The sequence below is a fragment of the Arthrobacter sp. LjRoot14 genome (assembly GCF_964253905.1).
In the GTDB taxonomy this organism is placed as follows: Bacteria; Actinomycetota; Actinomycetes; order Actinomycetales; family Micrococcaceae; genus Arthrobacter.
On record NZ_CAXURL020000001.1, the window covers coordinates 2,751,395 to 2,774,245 of the forward strand.

The 22,851-nt window shown below is 65.8% G+C and carries 20 protein-coding genes, 2 tRNA genes and 1 riboswitch; of the genes, 1 reads left to right on the forward strand and 21 read right to left on the reverse strand.

Annotation, left to right across the window (positions count from 1 at the left end):
- The 18 genes from ACSQ12_RS12340 to ACSQ12_RS12425 form a co-directional block, all read right to left on the reverse strand.
- On the reverse strand, positions 1-1,356 hold the full coding sequence (locus tag ACSQ12_RS12340) for an extracellular solute-binding protein (RefSeq protein WP_436065589.1): 1,356 nt from the start codon (positions 1,354-1,356) through the stop codon (positions 1-3).
- 117 nt (positions 1,357-1,473) lie between these two features.
- A complete protein-coding gene (locus ACSQ12_RS12345) occupies positions 1,474-2,727 on the reverse strand; it encodes an ROK family transcriptional regulator (RefSeq protein ID WP_436065590.1) in 1,254 nt (417 codons plus the stop codon).
- A gap of 156 nt (positions 2,728-2,883) precedes the next feature.
- Positions 2,884-4,026 (reverse strand): class I SAM-dependent methyltransferase, encoded by a 1,143-nt coding sequence (locus tag ACSQ12_RS12350; RefSeq protein ID WP_436065591.1) that lies wholly within the window; start codon positions 4,024-4,026, stop codon positions 2,884-2,886.
- A gap of 108 nt (positions 4,027-4,134) precedes the next feature.
- Positions 4,135-5,262: an NAD(P)-binding domain-containing protein gene (locus ACSQ12_RS12355; RefSeq protein WP_436065592.1), complete on the reverse strand. Its 1,128-nt coding sequence runs from the start codon at positions 5,260-5,262 to the stop codon at positions 4,135-4,137.
- Positions 5,263-5,316: 54 nt separating this feature from the next.
- Positions 5,317-5,667 (reverse strand): zinc ribbon domain-containing protein YjdM, encoded by a 351-nt coding sequence (locus ACSQ12_RS12360; protein ID WP_436065593.1) that lies wholly within the window; start codon positions 5,665-5,667, stop codon positions 5,317-5,319.
- Positions 5,668-5,738: 71 nt separating this feature from the next.
- Positions 5,739-5,811 (reverse strand) — tRNA-Ala (locus ACSQ12_RS12365).
- Positions 5,812-6,007: 196 nt separating this feature from the next.
- Positions 6,008-6,080, reverse strand: a tRNA-Ala gene (locus ACSQ12_RS12370).
- 139 nt (positions 6,081-6,219) lie between these two features.
- The gene (gene rsfS, locus ACSQ12_RS12375) at positions 6,220-6,621 is read right to left on the reverse strand and encodes a ribosome silencing factor (protein ID WP_209744185.1); all 402 of its coding nucleotides are present in this window, start codon (positions 6,619-6,621) and stop codon (positions 6,220-6,222) included.
- A gap of 102 nt (positions 6,622-6,723) precedes the next feature.
- Positions 6,724-8,016, reverse strand: a complete 1,293-nt coding sequence (locus ACSQ12_RS12380) for a hypothetical protein (RefSeq protein ID WP_436065594.1) — start codon at positions 8,014-8,016, stop codon at positions 6,724-6,726.
- Between the two features lie 8 nt (positions 8,017-8,024).
- Positions 8,025-8,642 carry a nicotinate-nucleotide adenylyltransferase gene (gene nadD, locus ACSQ12_RS12385; RefSeq protein WP_245199116.1) on the reverse strand — a complete coding sequence of 206 codons (618 nt, stop codon included), beginning with the start codon at positions 8,640-8,642 and terminating at the stop codon, positions 8,025-8,027.
- 55 nt (positions 8,643-8,697) lie between these two features.
- Positions 8,698-8,922 carry a hypothetical protein gene (locus tag ACSQ12_RS12390; protein ID WP_011692229.1) on the reverse strand — a complete coding sequence of 75 codons (225 nt, stop codon included), beginning with the start codon at positions 8,920-8,922 and terminating at the stop codon, positions 8,698-8,700.
- Positions 8,923-9,002: 80 nt separating this feature from the next.
- The gene (locus ACSQ12_RS12395) at positions 9,003-10,352 is read right to left on the reverse strand and encodes a glutamate-5-semialdehyde dehydrogenase (protein WP_436065595.1); all 1,350 of its coding nucleotides are present in this window, start codon (positions 10,350-10,352) and stop codon (positions 9,003-9,005) included.
- Between the two features lie 26 nt (positions 10,353-10,378).
- Positions 10,379-11,476 carry a glutamate 5-kinase gene (proB, locus tag ACSQ12_RS12400; protein ID WP_209748336.1) on the reverse strand — a complete coding sequence of 366 codons (1,098 nt, stop codon included), beginning with the start codon at positions 11,474-11,476 and terminating at the stop codon, positions 10,379-10,381.
- Between the two features lie 64 nt (positions 11,477-11,540).
- Positions 11,541-13,130: a GTPase ObgE gene (obgE, locus tag ACSQ12_RS12405; RefSeq protein ID WP_209744176.1), complete on the reverse strand. Its 1,590-nt coding sequence runs from the start codon at positions 13,128-13,130 to the stop codon at positions 11,541-11,543.
- A 117-nt stretch (positions 13,131-13,247) separates the two neighbouring features.
- Entirely contained in the window at positions 13,248-13,511 is a 264-nt protein-coding gene (rpmA, locus tag ACSQ12_RS12410; protein WP_009372867.1) for a 50S ribosomal protein L27, read from the reverse strand.
- Between the two features lie 61 nt (positions 13,512-13,572).
- Positions 13,573-13,881 carry a 50S ribosomal protein L21 gene (gene rplU, locus ACSQ12_RS12415; RefSeq protein WP_011692233.1) on the reverse strand — a complete coding sequence of 103 codons (309 nt, stop codon included), beginning with the start codon at positions 13,879-13,881 and terminating at the stop codon, positions 13,573-13,575.
- A gap of 323 nt (positions 13,882-14,204) precedes the next feature.
- Positions 14,205-15,800 (reverse strand): bifunctional hydroxymethylpyrimidine kinase/phosphomethylpyrimidine kinase, encoded by a 1,596-nt coding sequence (locus ACSQ12_RS12420; RefSeq protein ID WP_436065596.1) that lies wholly within the window; start codon positions 15,798-15,800, stop codon positions 14,205-14,207.
- Positions 15,783-15,880, reverse strand: a riboswitch (TPP riboswitch). Its footprint overlaps the gene before it by 18 nt.
- A gap of 118 nt (positions 15,881-15,998) precedes the next feature.
- Positions 15,999-19,358, reverse strand: coding sequence for an Rne/Rng family ribonuclease (locus tag ACSQ12_RS12425; RefSeq protein ID WP_436065597.1), 3,360 nt, complete (start codon positions 19,356-19,358; stop codon positions 15,999-16,001).
- A gap of 470 nt (positions 19,359-19,828) precedes the next feature.
- On the opposite strand from ACSQ12_RS12425, the gene ACSQ12_RS12430 reads away from it, so the two are divergent.
- Positions 19,829-20,500 carry a vitamin K epoxide reductase family protein gene (locus ACSQ12_RS12430; protein ID WP_436065598.1) on the forward strand — a complete coding sequence of 224 codons (672 nt, stop codon included), beginning with the start codon at positions 19,829-19,831 and terminating at the stop codon, positions 20,498-20,500.
- A gap of 84 nt (positions 20,501-20,584) precedes the next feature.
- Here the strand turns inward: ACSQ12_RS12430 and ndk are convergent, their stop codons facing one another.
- Genes ndk through ACSQ12_RS12445 form a run of 3 tightly spaced genes read right to left on the reverse strand, consistent with a single transcriptional unit; the run spans position 20,585 to position 22,848 of the window.
- Positions 20,585-21,004, reverse strand: coding sequence for a nucleoside-diphosphate kinase (gene ndk, locus ACSQ12_RS12435; RefSeq protein ID WP_043482064.1), 420 nt, complete (start codon positions 21,002-21,004; stop codon positions 20,585-20,587).
- A 39-nt stretch (positions 21,005-21,043) separates the two neighbouring features.
- The gene (locus ACSQ12_RS12440) at positions 21,044-21,487 is read right to left on the reverse strand and encodes a DUF4233 domain-containing protein (RefSeq protein WP_436065599.1); all 444 of its coding nucleotides are present in this window, start codon (positions 21,485-21,487) and stop codon (positions 21,044-21,046) included.
- Between the two features lie 2 nt (positions 21,488-21,489).
- Positions 21,490-22,848 (reverse strand): bifunctional folylpolyglutamate synthase/dihydrofolate synthase, encoded by a 1,359-nt coding sequence (locus ACSQ12_RS12445; protein ID WP_436065600.1) that lies wholly within the window; start codon positions 22,846-22,848, stop codon positions 21,490-21,492.
- Positions 22,849-22,851: the final 3 nt, after the last annotated feature.

Here is a 22,851-nt window from a genome sequence, read left to right on the forward strand (position 1 = left end):
TTATTTCTGCACGACCTTGGCGTCACCCACCTGGTCCCTGACTGACTTGTCGTACTGCGCGGCGGCCTCCTGCGGCGAAAGGGCACCGGTGATCACGGCTTCGGTGGCCTCCTGGACCGCGGCGGAGATCCGCGGATAGTCCGCCGTGGCGGGCCGGTAGTGCGTGACGGATACGAGTTCGGAGACGTCCTTGACGAACGGATTCGCCGCCAGGTACTCCGGTTCGGCGGCGACGTCTGTCCGGACCGCGATCTGGGAGCCGGACACGGTGAACGCCAGTGAGTTCTTCTTGCTCAGGGCCTCGGAAAGGAACTTGAACGCCAGGTCCGGGTTCTTCGAGTCCGCTCCGACGGCCAGGGTCCAGCCACCGGACATGCTGACGCCGCCGGGCTCCTGGCCACGCTGGGTGGGGAACTTTGCCACTCCCATGTCCTCCGCATAGCCGGCCCATTCGTAGTTGCCGCCCTTCTGCCAGAACGACGGCGTGTACGAACCTTCCACAGTTGCCCCCATCTTGCCCTGCGGCAGCCAATCGCCGAAGACCTTCTTCCACACGTTTGCGTCAAGCGCCTCGGCAGGCGTGACGGCAAGTCCTTCGTCGTAGAGGGTCTTCAGGAAAGACAGGGAATCGGTGAACCCCCGGGAACCGATCACCCATTTTTTCTCCTGCTGGTCATAGAGTTCGCTGTCCGTGCCGTACAGCAGTTCGTAAAAACTCTGCATGACTGTGCCTTCACCCGTGGCCTTGCCGGCATACATGTTGAACGGGACCAGGGACGGGTCCGCGGCTTTCATCTTGCGGGCGGCGTCAAGGATCTCCTCCCAGCTTCGGGGCTGCCAGGGAACCGAAATGCCTGCCTTTTGAAGGACCTTCTTGTTGTACCAGATGGCGCGGGTGTCAGTTCCGAGGGGCACGGCGTAGATCCCGCCGTCGTCCCCGGTGCCGGCAGCTTTGGCGGCCTCGTTGTACAACTTCCAGTCGGCCCATTTTTCGAGGTATCCGTCCAGTTTCAGGAGGTATCCGGCGTCGACGTCGGACCTCACCTTGAACGTGTCCTCGTAAAAGACGTCGGGGGCGGTCTCAGAAGACCGCAGGGCCAGCGCCAGCTTGGTGCCGTAGTCGTCATCGTTGGCTTCGATGGGCTGCAGCTCCACGGTGGTGCCCTGGTTGGCAGCTTCGAAGTCCTTCTTGGCGTCCTTGAACAAGGTGTCGAGGGCGGTAAACGAGTCGGTCTTCTGGTAAACGATCTTCAGGGTCCGGTTCTCGGCCGCCGGTTGTTCGGCGGAGCAGGCTGATGTGGCCAGCAGCGCTGCCGCCGACATCATCGCCGCAAGGAATTTGGCAGGGCGGTGCATGACGCTCCAATCTTCGAGCGGCTGCAGCCCCCAATATCCTCCAGCTGGCCCCAGCCTTTAGCCGATATGCAATTTCAGGTTAGTGCTCCCCACTGACAGAGCAGCGGAAGGCCGGCGTCAGCCTTCCAGCAGCAGCCGCTGTGCGCGCGGTGCCAGCGTATGCTCCAGCACCAGGCAGGCAGCACCGATAGCTCCTACGTCCTCTCCCACTCCGGTTCCAACAACTTCTATCCCGTGGATCTGGCGGGCTGCGCTGTTGTCTGCCAGCAGTTGGGGAACCCGGTCCAGGTACCTCCGTGAGAGGCGCGTCCAGAAGGGGCCGCCGAAGACAACCCTTTCGACGTCGAGGGTGTTCGTGACCACCGCCACCGCACGGGCGACCAGGACGGCGGAGTGGTCGATGATCTCTCCCGCCTTGCTGTTGCCGGCGTCGGCTTCGTCGCACAGTTTGGCGAAGCTCTCTTGGATGTCCAGAGCACCGGAGGGTTGGCGCACAACCTCCAGCACGCCGGCGGCTTCGGCCTGCGCAACGAGGACCTGCGGGATGCTGCTTGACTTCACGCAGCCCCGAAGACCGCAGTCGCAGGGCGGACCGTCCGGGTCAACAATGATGTGCCCGATTTCGCCGGCATTCCCCGACGTCCCGCGCACCACTTCATCGTTCAGGACGATGCCGCAGCCGATGCCGGTGCCCATGTACATAAAAACGAAACTGCCGGAGCCGCTGGGGCCGCCGGCCCAGGTTTCGGCGACGGCCGCGCTGGTGACGTCCTTGTCCACCAGGGTGGACAGTCCGGTCGCCTCCGCGAGGGCATCGCGCAGGGGCACACGGTCCCAGCCCAGCAACAGCGGCGGGTCAACGACGGTTCCCTCATCCAGGTTGATGGGACCGGGGGCTGCGACGCCGAGCCCTGCGATCTTGTCCGGGTCGACGCCGGAGGCTGCCACCAGGTCCTTGATCTCGGCGGCAATGGTGGCGATGATGCCGTCGGGGTCGCTGGCGCCCGGGGTGTTGATCCGTGAGTGCCTGACAACGGAGCCCACGAGGTCCAGCACCACGAAAGTGGTCACGGCGGGATCCAAGTGGACCCCCACGGCATACATTCCGGCGGGGTTCAACCGGAGGATGGTGCGCGGCTTACCCGGCCCGCTTCCTTCCTTCCCGGCTTCGACGATGAGGTTCTGGTCAAGCAGCCGCCGGGAGATGTTGGAGATGGTTTGCGGGGAGAGCCCTACGATCTGGGCGAGTTCCACCCGGCTGAGGCCTCCCGAGGACCGGCGGATGGCATCCAATATCACCGTGAGATTGAAGTCCCCCATGCGGGGCAAATTGGTTCCGCGCCTCGGCGTTGGCGTGCGGATCTCAGTCACGGATTCCCCTAAACGTCTTCGGTTATGCACTACTGATGCTTGAATCGTACGTTACCTGCGCGCGCGGCGGTACGCTCCCACGCGGAGTTCCGGGACCGTGGTGTCACTTGCAGGGCCGGGTCGCGCCGCGGGCCGACCTGCCCGGCGTTCGCGCTGCTAATGGTGCAGGGCGCGTCCGGTGCTGACAGCCACCGTAAACTTCGCGTTCCTGCCGGCCAGGCGGGTGGGACCGACGTACCGTTCCAGGGCGGGCAGATACTGCAGGTGGCTGTTGTATACGGTCCAGAGTTCCCCGCCCGGCTCCAACACCCTTCCGGCGGCCCCGAACATCTTGATTCCTGCCCCGGCATGGACGCTGGCACCCAGGTGGAAGGGCGGATTCAGCAGGATGAGGCCGGCGCTGCCGTCCGGCAGCGAGCTCATGGCGTCGTCCTGGAGAACGGTGATCCGGCCTGCGAGGCCATTGGCTTCCGCTGTGGCCCGGGCGGAGTCGACGGCGGCCGCCGACTGGTCTGTCGCCGTAACCTTCGATTCCGGGTGGCGCCTGGCATACATGGCGGCCAAGATGCCGGTACCGCAGCCGAGGTCCACCATGTTCCCTGCCGACGGCATGTCAGGCAGGTACCTCAACAGGAACCGTGTCCCGATGTCGAGCTTCGTGCCGGCGAACACCGCTCCCCGCGCGCAGACAGTGAGCTCCAGTTCGCTGTTGCGGTCGGCGACGGGAAACGGCGGCGGTCCCGTAACGGGCCGGGGGTCCCTGGCTATCAGGACCCTGGATTTCTGCCGCGCCAACTGTGGCTGGACGTCGCTGAAGTGGCGTTGCAGGACGGCGTTCATGCCCAGGCTCATGTGCTTGATCCGGCCGCCTGCAAGCAGGACAGTGTGCGGCCCTGCGTAGCGGGCCACGGCGTCGGCCACTTCTTCCAGTTCCGCGAGCGTTTTGGGCAGCTGGAGCAGCACCACGTCGGCGCCGTCGAAAAGGGCCGGACCGAGCGGCAGCTGCTCAAAACACGCGTCGGCGCCGAGCGCCGCAGCGTTATTGCGGAGGGCCCGCTCCCCCGTAATCAGGTCCTGGTGGACTCGCACGTGCCGGACCCCGCAGGCAGCCAGTGCCCCGAGCGTGAGGGCGCCGTAGCGGTCACCCACCACCGCGACGCGGCTGTCCGGGGCCAGGAGTCCGGCCGCTGTTTCGAGGAGCAGCTTGTCCGTGGCATCCCAGGCCTGCAGGTTGGGGGCTTCGACATCCGGGAACCGGCGCAGACCGGAGAGGACTGAGTCCAGGGTGTTTTCCGCCACGTCCAAGCTGCCTTCTTCTCTGTTCATCGCCTTCGGCCGGCAATCATCCTGCCGACCATTGCTCCGCCGTCGGGGAGGGATCCCCCGGCGAAAAGCTACCCGGTAAACCTACCGTGAAACGGCCCCGGCTGACGCCGCAGGCACCCCGTCCGGGCGTCGCCGGCCGAGCATCTTCATGATGCCGGCCACTGCCGCGCGGCCGGCCCGGTTGGCGCCGATGGTGGACGACGACGGCCCGTAACCCACCAGATGGATCCGTTCGTCCGCTGCCACCTGCGTGCCGTCCATAACGATCCCCCCGCCGCTGCCGCGAAGGTGCAGCGGGGCAAGGTGTTCCAGCTCGGCCCGGAACCCGGTGGCCCACAGGATCACATCGGCTGCCAGGAAGGTTCCGTCGTCCAGCCGGACCCCGTGGGGCTCTATTGATGTGAACATCGCGTGCCGGTCCAGGGCGCCGCGCGCGGCGGCCGCACGCAACGAAGGCGTCCAGATCAGTCCCGTGGCTGACACCACGCTCTGCGGAGGAAGTCCCTGCCGGACCCGTTCTTCAACGAGCGCGACGGCGTCGTGCCCCGCCTTCCGGTCGAAGCCGGCATCGCGCCACACCGGTTCCCGGCGGGTGAACCAGCTCGTGGTGGTCACCCGGGATATTTCGTCGAGCAGGCCGACGGCCGAGATGCCGCCGCCCACCACAATGACATGCTTCCCTCGGAATTCCTCTGCCGCCACGTAGTCGGCCACGTGCAGCTGTCTGCCCCGGAAGGAGGACTGGCCCGGGTAGATGGGCCAAAACGGCCGGGTCCAGGTGCCTGTGGCATTGATGACCGCCTGCGCGGACCAGGTGCCCGCAGAGGTTTCGATTCTTAGCCTCCCGGACGGGGCGCCACCTTCCCGGGATACCGAGCGGACTCTAACGGGGCGGACGATGTTCAGCCCGAGTTCCTCCTCGTAATCCCCGAAGTAGCGTGAAAGGAACTTTGAACTTGGCTCAGCCGGGTCTACTTCGGGCTGGGGAATGCCCGGCAGATCGCTGATGCCGTTGACGGTGGCCATCCTGAGGCTTTGCCAGCGGTGGCGCCAGGCCCCGCCGGGTCCGGCTTCGGCGTCCAGCACCACGTAGGTTCCCGGGACGTCCTGCACGGCAGCGGGACCCGCGGTCTGTCCCGCGGGCAGGAAGCCGCGCCGCTGCAAGTGGTAAGCGGCGGACAGACCGGCCTGGCCCGCACCGACCACCACAACATCTGCGGCGTGCAGTTCCGCCGCCTGGGCATCGGGGATGTCGGGACCCGCCTAGACCTTTTTGACGACGCTGGACTTCAGCTGCATAGGGCCGACGCCGTCCACTTTGCAGTCGATGTCGTGGTCACCCACGCCGTCCATGAGCCGGATGCCGCGTACTTTGGTCCCCACCTTGATGACTGTGGAGCTTCCCTTGATCTTAAGGTCCTTGATTACGGTCACAGTGTCACCGTCGGCGAGGACATTGCCCACCGCGTCCTTGATAACCGCGTCCGCGGCTCCTGGCGTCTCCGGGGCCTCTGCGGACCACTCGTGTGCGCACTCGGGGCACACCAGCAGCGCTCCCATTTCATAGGTGTATTCACTGGAGCATTTCGGGCAGGGCGGAAGGGATTCGTTCACGCTCCCATATTAGTCGAGCGTTAAACGGCAGAAGCCGCCCGACCGGGCGGCTTCTGCTGTTCAATCCAGGGTGGAGCTGAGGGGACTCGAACCCCTGACCCCCTGCATGCCATGCAGGTGCGCTACCAGCTGCGCCACAGCCCCAAACTCTTGTTTCTTTCGGATCGATCTCCGTAAGCAACTTGATTATCTTAAACCACAATTGTGTAAGACGCCAATTCGGGTCCGGAACCCTGCAGTTGGTCGGCCGTAGGTGGTGGAACCAGCGAACCTCAGCAAGGAACCAGGGTAATAAACAAAAAAGTCCGCCGGAATCTCACGATTCCGACGGACCATTCGGTGGAGCTGAGGGGACTCGAACCCCTGACCCCCTGCATGCCATGCAGGTGCGCTACCAGCTGCGCCACAGCCCCGAATTTTCATTGCTCCGGCACCTTCAGTCTTCACTGTCGGGCCCGGTTCTGCGTCCGGATCTCTCCGAAGCAACTCAAATATCTTAGAACAGCCGTTCCGAAAATTCCAAATCGGGCATATTCGGCGGCCGGCCCGGGATTACTCGCTGTCCGAGGAAACGGCCGCTTTGGCGGACGAGTCTTCCCCGAGCTGGAGGTCAACCACCGGGCAGTCCTTCCACAGGCGCTCCAGGGCATAGAACACACGGTCTTCCTCATGCTGGACGTGGATCACCACGTCCGAGTAATCCAGCAGGACCCAGCGTCCGCCGGAACGGCCCTCGCGGCGGACAGGACGGAGATCCTGCTTGCCCAGTTCCTCTTCGATGCCGTCGACGATGGCGTTGACCTGGCGCTCACTGGGCGCGGAGGCAATCAGGAAGACGTCGGCCAGGGCCAGCCGCTCGCTGACGTCCAGGCCAACGATGTCCTGGGCTATCTTGTCCGCTGCAGCGCGCGCGGCGACGCGGGCTATGGCGATGGATGAATCGGTTGCAGTCACGGGACTCCTTGTAGTGGTTTAAAGCTATGTAGGTCCGGCGCCGTTGATGTCGGCGCCGTCATGCGTGAGGATGGCGGCGCCCTGATGCGCCGGTGCGGTGGGTCAGGGCGTCAGGCCGCTGATGATCATGGTGACGCCCGCAATCAGCGCGACGATCCCCAGTGCGAGGACGGCGAGCTGCAGCAGCCGGATACGGTGTGCCCTGCCCAGGCCGGCTGTTACGGCGTCGAGCGGTTCCAGACCGTAGGCGGTGTTGGCGGCGACGCGCGGCTTGTCGACGAAATTCTCGCCGGCTTCAGCAGCCCACGGCTCACCGGGGGCGGATGCCTGGACTACCGCCGCTGGATCGGCTGCCGCCTGGGCGGCTGCCTCAGCGCGGGCAAGCACCCCGGCCCGGCCTGTCGCAGGCCTCGCGGTCCGCTTCGCGGGGCCAGGCTTGCGCGCACCCTTGGTGCCGGCCGGCTGCAGCCTCGGGCCGGGATTGGTGACCACCGGCACGTAGGAGGTGGCAGGCTTCTTCATCACCGGCCGGTCGATCCCTGGAACCTTCTCGAACTCCAGAGGCGTGACCATCGCAAGGTTGCTGACGGCTGATGGTTCGGTCTTTGGGTGGGCCGGCTGGCTGGCCTGCTCGGCCAGCTTCTGCTTGGCCATGGCCCGCTTGTTCAGGACGGCGGCGCGCTCGGCCAGGGCGATCTGCTCCGCGAGGATTTCCGGATCCACCGCTTCGGGGTCGTTCGCCGCGATGTGCTCCATCTTGGCGATCTGGTTCCGGGCCTGTTCGGCGATGAGTGACCGCGCTGCGAGGGCCTGTTCGACAGTCATGCCCTCGGGAAGCTTGCTGTCCGTGATTGCCTCCGGCGAGTCCTCCCGCGGAGCTGCTGCCTGCGGCGAGGGCCCCTTAGGCGGCGAGGCCTGCCCCGGCCGCGCCTGGGGCGCTGACTGTCCCGTCCGGGCCTGCGGCACGGTGCGCTGTGCGGAAGTGCGGGCCGGCGGGACGATCACGTTCGCGGCCGTAGCGGGCGCAGCCTCGGCCTGGAGCTGCTGGAGCCGGAGCTGGCGGCGCGTGGGCGGGCCACCGCCGGAGAGCCGCTCCTCCTTCTCCGCAAGTTCCTTGATGGTGCGCAGGGCGGCGCGGTCGCGCGCCCGGCTCTGCGAGGACCGCTCGGATCCCGACGGTGTACGGACGGAGTCGACGGGACCGGGAGCCACACGGCGGATGCGGCCGGTGCCGTCCTCCCGGGCAGGCGCCGGTGTGCCGTTGCCGGGCGCGTTTGAGGCAGGGGGAACCGGACCCGGGGCAGAGGTCCCCGTGTCCTGGCGTGATTCCGCGCGCTCATCTCTGGCCTGCCGCAATTCGCGACGGCTACGGAGGGGAGGCTGTTCCTGGCTCATCTAACAACTCACTCGGTACTGGCTGGTTCGTGTAACTCGGTAAGTGCGGCACTGGGGTCGGGGTCGGACTGCCCGGCGTACAGGCCGTATTTCGCAATATATTGGACCACCCCGTCGGGTACGAGGTACCAGACCGGGTTCCCGGCCGCCACCCGCGTCCTGCAGTCAGTGGAGGAAATCGCCATCGCAGGCACCTCCAGGAGGCTGACGTCTTTCCTGCCCATACCGTCGAGGACGTGCCCCGGCCGGGTCACACCGACGAAATGCGCCAGCGACCACAATTCATCGATGTTCTTCCAGGACAGGATTTGTGCCATGGCGTCCGCGCCGGTGATGAAGAAAAGATCCGCATCCGGCCGTTGCGTGCGCAGGTCCCGCAGGGTGTCGATGGTGTACGTGGGGCCGGGACGGTCCACATCGACCCTGCTGACGGTGAACCTGGGGTTGGACGCCGTGGCAATGACAGTCATCAGGTACCGGTGCTCCGGTTCGCTGACCTTCTTGCTCATTTTCTGCCACGGCTGGCCGGTCGGTACAAATACCACTTCGTCGAGGCCGAACTTCGCCGCAACTTCGCTGGCCGCAACAAGGTGGCCGTGATGGATGGGATCAAATGTCCCACCCATCACACCTAAACGCAGGCGGCGCTTGGCGCCGCGCCGCTTCAGGACCGCAGTGATGTTAGTGGCCTTGGCCGTGATCGTGCTTGTTCGGGTGCTGGCGGTGGGGGTCGGAGTGCTCCTCGACGGCCTCGTGCCGGTTGCCCAGGTTGCTGTAGGACAGAGTCACGAACATCAGGACCAGCATGATCGCAAAGATCGATACACCAAAGACCCACGGTTCGGCCCACAGCGGCGCCAGTTCTTCATGTTCGGCGACGGACGCGCCCACCTGCTGCAACAGCATTTTCTCCCCTAAAGAGTTCACACAATGACGACGGCGGTCATTCCCGCCGTTCCGGACTTCTGTTCCATGTTACAGCGTTGCTAGCTGCGAATCTGGCCCTCGCCCTGGACGATCCACTTCGTGGTCGTGAGCTCGGTGAGGCCCATGGGGCCTCGTGCGTGGAGCTTTTGGGTGGAAATGCCCACCTCGGCGCCCAGGCCCAGTTCCCCGCCGTCCGTGAACCTTGTGGAGGCGTTGACGATGACCGCTGCCGAGTCGATTTCGGAAATGAAGCGTTCGGCATTGGCGAGGTCGTTGGTGATGATGGCCTCGGTGTGTCCGGTCGACCACTTGCGGATGTGCTGCACCGCTTCGTCAAGGCTGTCCACCATGCCCACCGCGAGGTCCAGGTCCATGTACTCCGTGGCCCAGTCCTCGTCAGTGGCGGGGACGGATTCCACGGATGCGGGCAACGCGGCGCGGACCCTCTCGTCGGCGTGGAGGGTGACTCCGGCTTTCCGGAGCGCCGCGGCGACGGCGGGCAGGACGGTGGACCCGGAATGCACCAGGAGGGTCTCCACGGTGTTGCAGACGCTGGGCCGCTGGGTCTTGGCGTTGAGCAGGATGTCCACGGCCATGTCTTCACTGGCGGATTCGTCGATGAAGATATGGACGTTGCCCTCGCCGGTCTCGATGACCGGGACGGAGGAATTGGTGACGACCGTCTGGATCAGGTCCCTGCCGCCGCGGGGAATGAGGACATCCACCCGGCCGCGGGCCCGCATCAGCACATTGGCTCCTTCACGGCCGAACTGGTCGACCGTCTGAACGGCGTCGGCGGGCAGTCCAACGGAAGCGAGGGCATCCCGGAGGACCCTGATGAGGGCTTCGTTGGTGGCCGCGGCGGCGGTGCCGCCGCGCAGGATCACCGCGTTGCCGCTTTTCAGCGCCAGCCCGGCAATGTCCACCGTCACGTTGGGACGGGCCTCGTAGATGGCGGCAACGACGCCCATGGGAACGTTGACCTGCCGCAACCGCAGGCCGTTGGGAAGCGTCTGGCCGCGGACCACGTTTCCCACGGGATCCGGCAGGCCGGCGAGGTTTTCCAGGGCGGCGGCAAGCGCCTCGATCCGTGCGTCGTTCAGCGTCAGTCGGTCAAGCAGCGCCGCCGACGTGCCGTTGGCGCGGCCGGCGTCCACATCCTTGGCGTTGGCGGCCAGGATCTGCGCCCTGCTGTCGAGCAGGGCGGCGCCGATCGCGCGGAGGCCTTTGTCCTTCCAGGCGCGGTTGGCGCGTGCCATGCTGCGGGCAGCGTGACGCGATCGGTCAGCGATCGCGTACACGGCAGCCTCGACGTCAGCCGGGGACAGCTGGGCATTTTCCGGCGTGGGAGATGCCTCCGTGGAGTCGTTGGATTTCTCGGCCGCTTGGTGAATCAGTGCCTCAGTCATCATTCAAGTCTAGGCGAATCAGTCCGCTAGACCAGAACCAGGTCATCAACGTGAACAACCTCACGGTCAAAGCCGCGTCCGAGGGACTCCCCCAGTTCCACGGTGGAACGCCCCAGCATCTGCGGCAGTTCGTCCGAGGAATAATTGACCAGCCCGCGGGCGATCACGGTGCCGTCCGGCGAAACCATTTCGACGGCGTCGCCCGATTCAAAGGTGCCTTCGACTGACGTGATACCGGCCGGGAGCAGCGAAAAGTGCTGGTCACGGACAGCCGTGACGGCGCCGTCGTCAAGGAGTAGCCGGCCCTGCACGTGTGCAAGGTGCGCGAGCCACATCATGCGCACCGACTTGCGGCCGCTGTTGACGGAGAACCAGGTTCCGACGTCTTCGCCGTTCAGGGCTGCGGCGGCGTTCGCGGTAGAGGTGACCAGTGCGGGGATGCCCGAATCGGCGGCCATCGTGGCGGCCTCCACTTTCGTCTGCATGCCGCCGGTTCCGACGCCGGCCTGACCCGGCTTGCCGATGTTGACGCCCTCAAGGTCCTGGGGTCCGTCAACCTGGGGAATGCGCTTGGCCCCCTTCGAGGGAGGCCCGTCATAGAGCGAGTCGACGTCGGAGAGCAGCACCAGGGCATCGGCGCGGACCAGGTGCGCCACCAGGGCGGAGAGCCGGTCGTTGTCACCGAAGCGGATCTTGTGCGTTGCCACTGTGTCGTTCTCGTTGACCACGGGCACGACGCCCAGGTTCAGGAGCCGGTTCAGGGCGCGGAAGGCGTTCATGTGGTGGCTGCGCCGCATGAGGTCGTCTGCGGTCAGCAGGACCTGGCTCACGGTCACGCCGTGCGCTGCGAAAGCGTGCGTGTAACGGGCCATCAGGAGGCCCTGGCCGACGCTGGCGGCTGCCTGCTGGGTGGCGAGGTCCCGGGGACGCTTCACCAGGCCAAGGGGGGCAAGGCCTGCCGAGATCGCGCCGGAGGAAACGAGGATGATCTCGGTTCCGCCGTTGTGCTTCGCAGCCAGCGCGTCGGAGAGTTCGATCAGCGCCTCTTCGGAGATTCCACCCTTGAGGCTGGTGAGCGACGACGACCCGACCTTGACAACGATGCGGCGTGCCCTGGCGAGCATGCTGCGGTCGTCGGTCCTGGGTTCCTCGATGACAATTGCGGAATTATCGGTCACGTGTGGGGGTTCACTCCTCATTTTCGGTGGTCAGTCCGCTCTCCTGGAGCGGCCGTGCGGCACGGCGCCCGCTGACTGATTCTGTCCAGATCCCGGCCTTGCGCTCGGCTTCCAGCTCGGCCCGGGCCGCTGCCTTGGCGTCGCGGCGCTCCTGCTGCTCGTCGCGCTTCTGGCCGCGGGTGGGGCGGTCGCCGATGTCGGCGAAACGCACGTCGGTGCCACGGGGCGAAGCGAGCAGTTCGGCGCCGGCCATCATGGTGGGCTCCCAGTCGAAGACCACGCCGTCGTCCTCACCGATCACTACGGTGTCGCCCGGCTTGGCACCCTGCTTGAACAGTTCGTTTTCCACGCCCAGTTTGGCCAGGCGGTCGGCGAGGTAGCCGATGGCTTCCTCGTTGGTGAAGTCGGTCTGCTTGACCCAGCGCACGGGCTTGTCGCCCAGGACGCGGAACAGCGGCTCGAGGTTCTTTTCCTCGCGGCGGATCTTGAAGCCGGCTTCGTTGACCGCACGGGGGCGCAGTACGGGCGCGTGCACCTTCGGCGGGGTGGCGGCCACGGCGTCGCGGGCCGCCTTGACGATCTCTGCCATGGCGAAGCCAAGCTGGCGCAGGCCCTCGTGGCTCGTCGCGGAGATCTCAAACACCCGGTAGCCGCGGGACTCAAGCTCGGGCCGGACGAATTCGGCCATGTCCTTGCCGTCAGGCAGGTCGACCTTGTTCAAGGCAACCAGCCGGGGCCTGTGGTTCAGCGGGACGACTTCGCCGTCGGTGCCGGCGTAGCTCATGTCAACGGCGTATTTTTCGAGTTCGGCTTCGATGATCGCCAGGTCGGAGAGCGGATCACGGTCAGCTTCGAGCGTACCGCAGTCCAAAACGTGAACCAAAGCTGCGCAGCGCTCCACGTGCCGGAGGAAGTGGTGGCCCAGGCCCTTGCCTTCGCTGGCTCCTTCGATGAGGCCGGGCACGTCTGCGATGGTGAAGCGCACGTCGCCCGCCTGGACGACACCAAGGTTGGGGATCAGCGTAGTGAAGGGGTAATCGGCGATCTTGGGGCGTGCAGCGGACATGGCCGCGATCAGGCTGGACTTGCCGGCGGACGGGAATCCCACGAGGGCGATGTCCGCGATGGACTTCAGTTCCAGGACGATGTCGCTGGACTCGCCTTCAATGCCGAGCAGGGCGAAGCCGGGGGCCCGGCGCTTCTGCGAGGAGAGCGCGGCGTTGCCCAAGCCGCCCGGTCCGCCTGCGGCCGCGATGAACTCGGTGCCTTCGCCGACGAGGTCGGCCAGGACGCGGCCGTCCTTGGTCTTGACGACGGTGCCTTCCGGAACGGGCAGGATCAGCGTTTCGCCGTTTTTGCCGCCGCGCCAGTCACCCATGCCGGGTCCGCCATTGGTGGCGTGGCGGTGGGGTGCGTGGTGATAGTCCAGCAGCGTGGTGGTCTGCGGGTCGACGCGCAGGATGACGTCGCCGCCATCACCGCCATTGCCGCCGTCGGGACCGCCCAAGGGCTTGAACTTCTCGCGGTGGACGGAGACACAGCCGTGACCGCCGCTACCGCCGGATACGTGCAGTACTACCCGGTCTACAAAGCTCGCCACGTGAATCTCCTCTATTGCTTAACCTGACCGTCTTGGACGCCCAAATTGATTGTAATGCGGTTAAAAGAACAGTGGAGCGGGCCATCATGGCCCGCTCCACCGGTTTGGATCTAGTTGTTACTCTGCAGCTGCAGCAGCAACGATGTTCACGACTCGACGTCCGCGGCGGGTACCGAATTCAACGGCGCCGGGGGTCAGTGCGAACAGGGTGTCGTCGCCGCCGCGGCCAACGCCGGCACCCGGGTGGAAGTGGGTGCCACGCTGGCGGACGATGATCTCGCCAGCGGAAACTACCTGGCCGCCGAAGCGCTTGACGCCGAGGTACTGGGCGTTGGAGTCACGACCGTTGCGAGTGGAGCTCGCGCCTTTTTTATGTGCCATTTGAAATGCCTGCCTTAAAAATTCTGGGGAATCTGCTGAAAACCTGAAAAGTAACGGAAGGTTACTTGATACCGGTGATCTTGACCTTGGTCAGTTCCTGACGGTGACCCTGGCGCTTCTTGTACCCGGTCTTGTTCTTGAACTTCTGGATGACGATCTTCGGACCACGAAGGTCCTGAAGGATCTCAGCCGTAACCGTTACCTTGGCCAGGTCCGCAGCGGCAGACGTGACTTTGTCACCGTCTACCAGGAGCAGTGCGGGCAACTCAATGGTGCTGCCGGCTCCACCGGGGACGCGGTTCAGGGTAACGAAGTCTCCAACGGAAACCTTCTCTTGGCGGCCGCCTGCGCGGACAATCGCGTACACCACTGGGGAACTCACTTCTCTCGACGTTTATTACTAGATTTGCGTGCGGAACCTGGGTCCAATTGTTTGGCCTGGTTCACGCTGTGCCTCAACGCCGGTGGGTTCCCCGGGGGAACCCATGAGTTATCCAAGGAACAATGCCATTTGGAATTCCAAACGGACTGTTCTGAGGTTATAACCCAAGTGTTGGCGTAAGCACCGAAGATCTAGAATACGCTAATTTTGCCTTCGGCCGCAAATGAGGCTGGCTCCGGTGGTAGTACGTGATAGGCGCCACTCTGCTGAAAACAGACTGTTACCGCAACGACTTCCGGAACCGTGCCCCACTATCGTACCGGCTCGGGAATGCTTTGCGGTGCAGCGTGAAGCCTCGGCGCGTCGAAGAATTCCACCTCGTAGCGGCACGACTGCCGGAAGGCCACCCGCATGGCTTGCCGTTCCTTGTCAGAGGCGGAACGGGCAGCGTCGTCGGTAATGCGCACCGCCTGCCGGGTGGCCGCGGCGAATCCTTCGTCCGCGTAAGTGCGGAGCCAGTCGGCATAGGGATGGTCCGACGGCGAGCCAGCCGCCAGGAACTGCCCGTGCAGGGCGGCACCCACTTCGGCGTACAGCCAGAAGCACGGGAGAACGGCCGCCACGAGCACTCCGTAGCTGCCGGAAACGGATGAGGCCAGCAGGTGGTCCACATAGGACTTGGTGACCGGCCCCAGTCCGCTGTCCACACTCCGGGTGCTGAGCCAGGTCCGGTGCAGTTCGGACTCGACTTCGAGGCATTGCTGCGCCGACCGCGCCCAGAACAGCTGCTCCGCCTCGGTGGGGGCAATCGCGGCGGCGCGGGACAGCACCCGGGAATAGCCGTTCAGGTAGATGGCATCCTGGGCAAGGTAGTACGCGAAGTGGTGCTCGGTGAGGGAGCCGTCGGCCAGGCCGCGGATGAAGTCGAGCCCGTAAACGGCGTCCAGGTCCGGCCCGGCATCCTGCCAGAGGACCGCTGCGAACCGGCCTTCGGCCGGCGCTTCATTGCCTGTGGGGGCCAGATGGTGGAAATGGTGTACCGGGCCGTTGCCTGTTCCCACGTCCAAGGCGCCGGCTTCCCGGAGCGCCCCCTGCAGCCACGGCTTCACTGTCCGCAAGGATGCCTCCCAGTCCCCCAGCCTCGCCTGCGCGGTGGCCATTGCCGAGGACAGGGAACACCCGGTGCCGTGGCTGTTCCTGGTGTCAATCCGCTCGCCGGGCACAACCACAACGTCCTGGGCGAGCAGTCCTGCCGTGTTGACCAGCGCGTCAGGGCACTCCCCGCCGTCGAGGTGTCCGCCCTTGACGAGCACCGTGGTGCCGGCCTGGGCGGCGAGGCGCTTCCCCTGGGCGAGTGCCGCCTCCCAGTCACCCGCGAGCGGTTCATCGAGGAGCATCGCCAGTTCCGCCAGGTTGGGAGTGACAAGGTCGGCAAGGTGCAGGAGTTCGCGCAGTGCCGCCTCGGCCGCTTCCTGCAGGAGTCTGTCCCCGCTGGTGGCGACCATCACGGGGTCGAGAACCACGACGGCGGGACGGGCCTTCCCGAGCCAGTTGCGGACGGCGGCAATCACGGAAGAGTCACCCAGCATGCCGATCTTGACGGCGTCAATGCTGATGTCGTCGCTGATGGCCTCAAGCTGGGCCGTCAGGAAATCCGCCGGAGGCACGTGAACGGCACGAACGCCCCGGGTGTTCTGCGCCGTCAGGGCGGTGATGGCGGCCATGCCGTATCCGCCGTTTGCGGCAATGCTTTTGAGGTCGGCCTGGATCCCCGCCCCGCCGGACGGATCGGAGCCGGCGATGGCCAGGACCCGGGGCGTCCTGCGCAGGACGACGCCGCCCGGTGATGTTTCGTGGGCGGCTTCGGCGGCCGGGGTGGGCAAGAATGATGAGGCCAAAGGAGACATCCCTTCGCCGGTGCTAACCGGACAGGTTCAACGGGTGTGGATCTCAGCCGGCCCTGTGCGCGGCACCCCGTGTCAGTCCCCTAGCCTAGCTGTTTCCCCGCAACGAACTCGCGGGTACGGTCCGAAACCGGCGTATTGCTACGCCAGTTCCGGGCCGCACCCGCGATGTCAGCGTGTGGGACCGTAGTGCCGTGGGATTCAGAGCTCGGAGGCCGGTACTCCCACACCGAGGATGATCGGCTCGTTGGCCGGTGCCTTGGCGGGCACGTCCTTCTTTGCCGGCTCGGGCGCCTTTGCTTCGTGGGTGTGCCCTGACGCGGCCACAGGAGCAGTTTCGTGGTGTTCCACGGACGTCTCGTTGGCTGCGCCCTGGGCGCGGCTGGCACTCCGGTGCCGGCGGGGACGGCGCGCCCTGCCCTGCACCGCGGTGTGGTCGGTGTAGTCGGCTTCAGCAGCGGGTGCTGCCGGGGCCTGTGCCCGGGCTGGGGCTTGGGCCGACGGAACACGGGCGGGTGCCTCGGCCGGCGACTGTGCGGGCGGAGCCTGCTGTTCAGCCGGCGACGCCGGAGCCTCAGCGGCTGCAGGCTCACCCAGGTGCGCGAAGGCCTCCGCGAGCCGGTCGAGTGTCAGGGCCGCTCCCGACGCAGGTGCTTCGCCGGCATGCTCAACAAACGGCAGTGCCACCTTTTCGCCGCCGAAGGTCAGAACGGCCGCGGGCCGTCCTGCGGCTGCTGCTTCAGTTTCCGACACCTTGGCCGGCCGCGCCGTGGCGGGCTGGGCGGCGGACGGCTGGGCCGCCCCTCCCCCGGCCGGCGCTCCGGTTTGCCCGGAAGGAGCCTGGGCGGCGAGTGCCTGGCCCACTGCCTGTGCGGCACTTGCCTGTGCTGCGGCGGCGGGTGTTGCATGGCCGGTCTCGGCGTCGTGCAGATGGGCGGCATGTGCTGCCGCAGCGATGTTGGCCAGGGCAACGCGGGTCGCTTCAGCCTTGGCATGGCGTTCGGCGTCGGTGGGTTCGTGATGCACCGGAGCCGGCGACGGCGCAGCAGCCTCGGAAACAGGTTGGCCGCCCTTGCCGCGGCGGCGGCTCTTGCGCTCCGTCCGGGGAGGCTGCTGGGTTTCCGTCCGCGGCACGTGGTGCTCGGCGGCGACGGTGTTGGCCCGACGGTGTTCCACAGGTTCGTCGTGCGTGACGATGCCGCGGCCGGCGCAGGCCTCGCACTGTTCGCCGAAGACTTCCAGCAGTCCGGTGCCCATGCGCTTGCGGGTCATCTGCACGAGGCCCAGCGAGGTCACCTCCGCGACCTGGTGCTTGGTCCGGTCGCGTCCGAGGCACTCCACCATGCGGCGCAGCACGAGGTCGCGGTTGGATTCGAGCACCATGTCGATGAAGTCGATGACGATGATGCCGCCGATGTCGCGCAGCCGCAGCTGGCGCACCACTTCCTCCGCCGCTTCCAGGTTGTTCTTGGTGACGGTTTCCTCCAGGTTGCCGCCGCTGCCGGTGAACTTGCCGGTGTTGACGTCCACCACGGTCATGGCTTCGGTGCGGTCGATCACGAGGGAGCCGCCGGAGGGCAGGAAGACCTTGCGGTCCAGGGCCTTGTGGATCTGCTCGTCGATCCGCCAGGCCGAGAAGATGTCCGTGTCCTTGGTCCACTTTTCGAGCCGGCCCACCAGGTCCGGAGCCACGTACGTTACGTACGCCTCAATGGTGTCCCAGGCTTCCTCGCCCGAAACGATCAGCTTGGAGAAGTCCTCGTTGAAGACGTCGCGGACCACCTTGATCGTGAGGTCCGGTTCGCCGTAGAGGAGCTCCGGGGCAAGGATCTTGGTGGACGTGGCCTGGCTTTCGATGCCTTCCCACTGGGCACGCAGGCGGTTGATGTCGTGCGTCAGCTCTTCCTCGGACGCGCCCTCGGCCGCGGTGCGCACGATCACGCCGGCGTCTTCCGGCAGGCGGTCCTTGAGGATCCGCTTCAGGCGGTTGCGTTCGACGTCGGGCAGCTTCCGGGAGATGCCGGTCATGGAACCGCCGGGAACGTATACGAGGTAGCGGCCGGGCAGCGAGATCTGGCTGGTCAGGCGGGCACCCTTGTGGCCGACCGGGTCCTTGGTGACCTGGACCAGCACGGAGTCGCCGGACTTCAGCGCGTTCTCGATCCGGCGCTGCTTACCCTCGAGGTTGACGGCGTCCCAGTTGACTTCACCGGCGTAGAGGACGGCGTTGCGTCCGCGTCCGATGTCCACGAAAGCGGCTTCCATGGAGGGCAGCACGTTCTGGACCTTGCCCAGGTAGACGTTGCCGATCAGGGAGTCCTGCTGGGTCTTGGAGACGAAGTGCTCAGCCAGGACGCCGTCCTCCAGGACGCCGATCTGGATTCTGTCGTCGCGCTGGCGGACGATCATCTGGCGGTCCACCGACTCCCGGCGGGCCAGGAACTCAGCCTCGGTGATGACGGTGCGGCGGCGGCCGGTGTCGCGGGATTCGCGGCGGCGCTGCTTCTTCGCCTCAAGCCGGGTGGAGCCCTTGACGGACGTGACGCGGTTGTTGACCGGCGCCTCGCTGATGGCCCGGGGTGCACGGACCCGGGTCACCGTGTTGGGCGGGTCATCGTCTCCCCCGCCCGTCAGTTCGAGGTCCTGGTCACCGCGGCGGCGGCGGCGACGACGGCGGGAGGTAACGCCGTCGTCGGTGGTCCGGGTGGACTCCTCATCAGAATCCTCGTCGCCCGCGGCGCCTTCGGCGGATTCCGTCTCACCGGCAGTGTCCCGGTCGGTCACGCGGCTGCGGCCACGGCGTCCGCGGCTGCGGCGGCGGCGGGAGCCGCCGGCGTCTACATCTTCGGAGTCCTCTTCCGTGTCTTCCTCGACGTCTTCCTTGGCCACGGCAGGAGCGGCTGCCGGGCGGACCACGGTGCTCAGGTCCGGTGCCTGGAAAATCATGGACGTCACCGAACCGGGCTCGAGGAAGAGCGCGCCAACAGGACTGGCTGCTTCGGCTGCCGCCGGCTGCTCAGTGGCAGTCACGGGAGCGGCGGATTCCAGGACTTCAGTTGCCTGGCCCGCGGCGGCCACTTCTTCTTCGGCTGCCGGCTCGGCAACGGCCGCGGCGTCCCGGACGTCGGCACCCTGGGCCTCGGCAGGCTCGGCGGCCTGGGGGGCTTCGGCAGCTTTTGCGGGGGCTTTGGCGCGCGAGGCGCGGCGACGGACGGGCTTTTCGACGACTTCTGCTGGCTCTGCTGCCTCCCCTGCGGGTGCAGTGTCAGCCTGCGCTGCCTCAACGGGGGCGGCGGAATCATCGGCAAAAACCGGAAGCGGCTCGGCGGGCTCCACCTTCTTGCGCGAACGGCTGCGGCGCGCCGGGGGCTTTTCCTCCGCAGCGGCATCAGCTGCGGGAGCCTCCGCGGGAGCTGCTTCCGCTTCGCCGGCTTCTGCGGCTTCTACTTTCGGGGCGGCCTTGCGCCTGGTGCGGACTGCCCTCTTGGGCGGTTGGGGCGCTGCAGCCTCTTCGCCGGCAGCGGCTTCTTCATTAACGGCTAGAACCTGGTCATTATCCATATGTGGCGACGCTCCTGCCCCTGACGCACCGCCACATCCGGCACCCATTGGGGCACATATTGTCAAAACCCGCAGGCGTTGACAGAAGTCAATTGGATACCCTCAGGTTCGCACCGGCAGTGGGGTGCGGCAGCCCTGGAGGGCCGGCGACGTTGTTCTGAAACCCGTTGTTCCTCAAAGCCACAACCAGGTGCCGTCCAATGGCATTGCGGGGAGGCCGGGATCTATCGTGGATCCGGAGCGTGCCCTGCTCATCATTGGCGGTCTTACAAACAAGCCACCGGACCGGAATCCGAATGTGGATCGTATTCCAGCCAGCTTCATTCTCTCATACGCTCACTCAAACGAGGGGGAAGCGGGGCAGGCAGCCGGATAATCAGGGCAGGGCCGCGAGGAGTCTGTGCGGCCCGCCCAGTCTCCGGCGTTACAATCAGGGCGAGGAGCCCTCGAGAAAAAGGACGCAACATCCCATGCCCAGCATCTCCAATTCCATGCAGAACAACGTGGTGGACGGCGACCTCCGCGAGCGTGCAGCGGCCCAGGAAGGCCTGCCTCCCATGACCCGGGACAAACCGTTTGGCTGGCTTCTGGTCATTACAGGCGTTATCGGCTGGCTCGCCTCCGGCGCCCTGGTCCTGGAAAAGCTGGCAGTCCTTAAGGATCCGAACCACGTCACGGCCTGCGACGTCAATCCGTGGGTCTCCTGCGGCGCCGTCATGCAGACCTGGCAGAGTTCCCTCTTCGGCTTCCCCAACATGTTCATCGGCATCGTGGCTTTCGCCGTGGTGATCACCACCGGCATGGCTGTGCTTGCCGGCGCCAAGTTTGCCCGCTGGTACTGGCTTGGCCTCCAGGCGGGTGTCACGCTCGGTTTTGCCTTCGTGGTGTGGCTGTGGTCGCAGGCGCTGTACTCGATCCACATCCTGTGCCCGTTCTGCATGGTGGTGTGGGCAGCGATGATTCCGCTCTTTGTGTGGGTTACGGTCCGGAACATCACGCACGGAGTGATCAAGGTTCCGGCCGGCGCCGCGAAGATCGCCGGAGACTCCGGCTGGATAGCCGTCGCCCTGCTGTACGTGGCCGTCATCGCCACCATCTTCTTTGCCTTCATCCAGGTGTTCATCGGGACGTCCGGCTACTAAAGCCAAAGAAAGCGCGAACGTACAGTTGAGGCCCCCGTTTCTTCGGAAACGGGGGCCTCAACTGTACGTTCGCGCTGGTGGCTGTTAGTCCTGGAACCAGATCTTGATCTCGCGTTCGGCGGACTCGACGGAGTCTGAACCGTGGACCAGGTTCTGCTGGACCTTCAGGCCCCAGTCGCGGCCGAAGTCGCCGCGGATGGTGCCGGGCGCCGCCGTCGTCGGATCCGTTGTACCGGCGAGCGAGCGGAAGCCCTCGATCACGCGGTGGCCCTCGAAGATTGCAGCGACAACCGGCCCGCTGAGCATGAACTCGACGAGCGGCTCGTAGAACGGCTTGCCTACGTGCTCCTCGTAGTGCTGCTCCAGCAATTCGCGGCTGGCGTCGACCTTCTTGAGCTCGGTGAGGGTGTAGCCTTTGGCTTCGATCCGGCCGAGGATGGCGCCGGTCAGGTTGCGGGTCACGCCGTCGGGCTTGATCAGGACGAGGGTGCGCTCAATGCTCACAGCTGCTCCAATGTGGTTGGTGTGGGGTTCGGAATAAGTCTAGTTGGTTTCGCCGTCAGGGTGGGCGGCGTCCCATTCGGCCTGTTCGCGTTCGCGCTGGGCGGACTCGCGGTCAATCCGGATGCCGGTCCTGATGCCGTACCACCAAGCCACGGCAAAGAGGATTCCCACCACGAACATCATGGGTTCAATGAATCCGGTGAAGATCAGGACGAGCTGCAGGATCCACCCCAGTGCCACACCCCACGGCCTGGACAGCACCGCGCAAGTGAACACCAGCACCAGGCTCAGGACGATGCCCACCGAGAGGATTACTGCCGGCGGGAACTCGTCGCGGCGGAGTCCAAAGACCGCCAGCGTCGCGAAAAATGCGACGAACCCCTCGAGAACCAGGACCGTGGAGGCGAACATGACTTTGGTGGAGCGCCTCTTCTTGGGCATGCCGGGCCGCCACTCCCGCTGCGCCTTTGTGAGTCGGGCCATGGTCAGGCATCCGCCTTTCCGAGCAGGATCCGTGCTTCCGCCACGAGGGTGATGGAACCGGTCACCAGGACGCCGCCGGCGAGGTCCTCGTTGGCTTCGGCGTGCTCCACTGCCCACTCCAGGGCATCGTCGAGTTTTTCGGCAACATGGATGTTGTCCTCACCGAAGCCGAGATCGAGCGCAATTTCCGCCAGGTCCTCGGCAGGCACTGCACGGGGCGAGTTGGACTGGGTGAAGCAGTATTCGGCGGCGAGGTCGCCCAGGGACTCCTTGAGCTGCCGAAGGATCTCCTCGGCGTCCTTCTCCTTCAGGACGCCCACCACTACCACCAGTCGGGTGAAGCTGAAGGCTTCGTGGATGGCCTCGGCTGAAACCCGGATGCCCTCCGGGTTGTGGGCGGCATCCACGATGATGGTCGGGGCAGTCCGGAGCACTTCGAGCCGGCCCGGTGACGTGACCGAGGCGAAGGCCTCCTGGAGGACCTCGGAGTCGAGCGGCTTCTCGCCGCCAAAGAACGCCTCGAGCGCGGCAATCGCGACGGCGGCATTCTCCGCCTGGTGCGCTCCGTGCAAAGGCACCAGCAGTTCCTCGTACCGTCCGGCCAGGCCCTGGACGGTCACCATCTGGCCGCCTACGGCAACCGTCCGGGATTCGACGCCGAATTCCACGCCTTCGAAACGGTAAGGAACCTGGACTTCGCGGGCCTTCTCGAGGAGCACCTGGGCGGCGCCCACGGGCTGCGCGGCGCTGACCAGGAAGCCTCCCGGCTTGATGATGCCGGCCTTCTCGTAAGCGATGTCTTCCGTGGTGTCGCCAAGGAGGTCCGTGTGGTCCAGTGAAATGGGAGTCACCACCGACACCTGGCCGTCACCGACGTTCGTGGCGTCGGTGATACCGCCCAGTCCCACCTCCATGACGGCCACATTGACCGGCTGGTCCGCGAAGATGGCGAAGGCCAGGATGGTCAGGCACTCAAAGTAGGTCAGCCGGGGCTGGCCCTCTGCCTCAAGCTCGCTGTCCACAATCTGGAGGTAAGGGCGGATTTCGTCCCAGATCCGGACGAAGGTCTCATCCGGCACGGGGGCGCCGTCGATGCTGATCCGCTCGGTCACTTTCGACAGGTGGGGGCTGGTGTACCGTCCGGTGCTTAGCCCGTGGGCGCGGAGCCCCGCTTCGATCATGCGGGCCGTGGACGTTTTGCCGTTGGTGCCGGTGATGTGGATGATCGGGAACGCCTTGTTGGGCTCCCCCAGCACGTCCATGGCCCGGAAGAGCGGCGCAAGGCGCGGCTCCATTTTGTTTTCCGGCGCCCGGCCCAGCAGCTCGGCGTAGACGCTCTCTACGGAAAATTCGTCAGTCATTGC

Excerpts from the sequence above, each read along its gene's own strand:
- proB (WP_209748336.1), bottom strand. The coding sequence starts at position 11,476 with ATGCTCGCCAGGGCACGCCGCATCGTTGTCAAGGTCGGGTCGTCGTCG.
- ACSQ12_RS12425 (WP_436065597.1), bottom strand. The coding sequence starts at position 19,358 with ATGGATAATGACCAGGTTCTAGCCGTTAATGAAGAAGCCGCTGCCGGC.
- ACSQ12_RS12390 (WP_011692229.1), bottom strand. The coding sequence starts at position 8,922 with ATGCTGTTGCAGCAGGTGGGCGCGTCCGTCGCCGAACATGAAGAACTG.
- ACSQ12_RS12420 (WP_436065596.1), bottom strand. The coding sequence starts at position 15,800 with ATGTCTCCTTTGGCCTCATCATTCTTGCCCACCCCGGCCGCCGAAGCC.
- ACSQ12_RS12445 (WP_436065600.1), bottom strand. The coding sequence starts at position 22,848 with ATGACTGACGAATTTTCCGTAGAGAGCGTCTACGCCGAGCTGCTGGGC.
- ACSQ12_RS12430 (WP_436065598.1), top strand. The coding sequence starts at position 19,829 with ATGCCCAGCATCTCCAATTCCATGCAGAACAACGTGGTGGACGGCGAC.
- ACSQ12_RS12440 (WP_436065599.1), bottom strand. The coding sequence starts at position 21,487 with ATGGCCCGACTCACAAAGGCGCAGCGGGAGTGGCGGCCCGGCATGCCC.
- ACSQ12_RS12380 (WP_436065594.1), bottom strand. The coding sequence starts at position 8,016 with ATGAGCCAGGAACAGCCTCCCCTCCGTAGCCGTCGCGAATTGCGGCAG.
- ACSQ12_RS12395 (WP_436065595.1), bottom strand. The coding sequence starts at position 10,352 with ATGACTGAGGCACTGATTCACCAAGCGGCCGAGAAATCCAACGACTCC.
- ACSQ12_RS12340 (WP_436065589.1), bottom strand. The coding sequence starts at position 1,356 with ATGCACCGCCCTGCCAAATTCCTTGCGGCGATGATGTCGGCGGCAGCG.
- rpmA (WP_009372867.1), bottom strand. The coding sequence starts at position 13,511 with ATGGCACATAAAAAAGGCGCGAGCTCCACTCGCAACGGTCGTGACTCC.
- nadD (WP_245199116.1), bottom strand. The coding sequence starts at position 8,642 with ATGGGTGGGACATTTGATCCCATCCATCACGGCCACCTTGTTGCGGCC.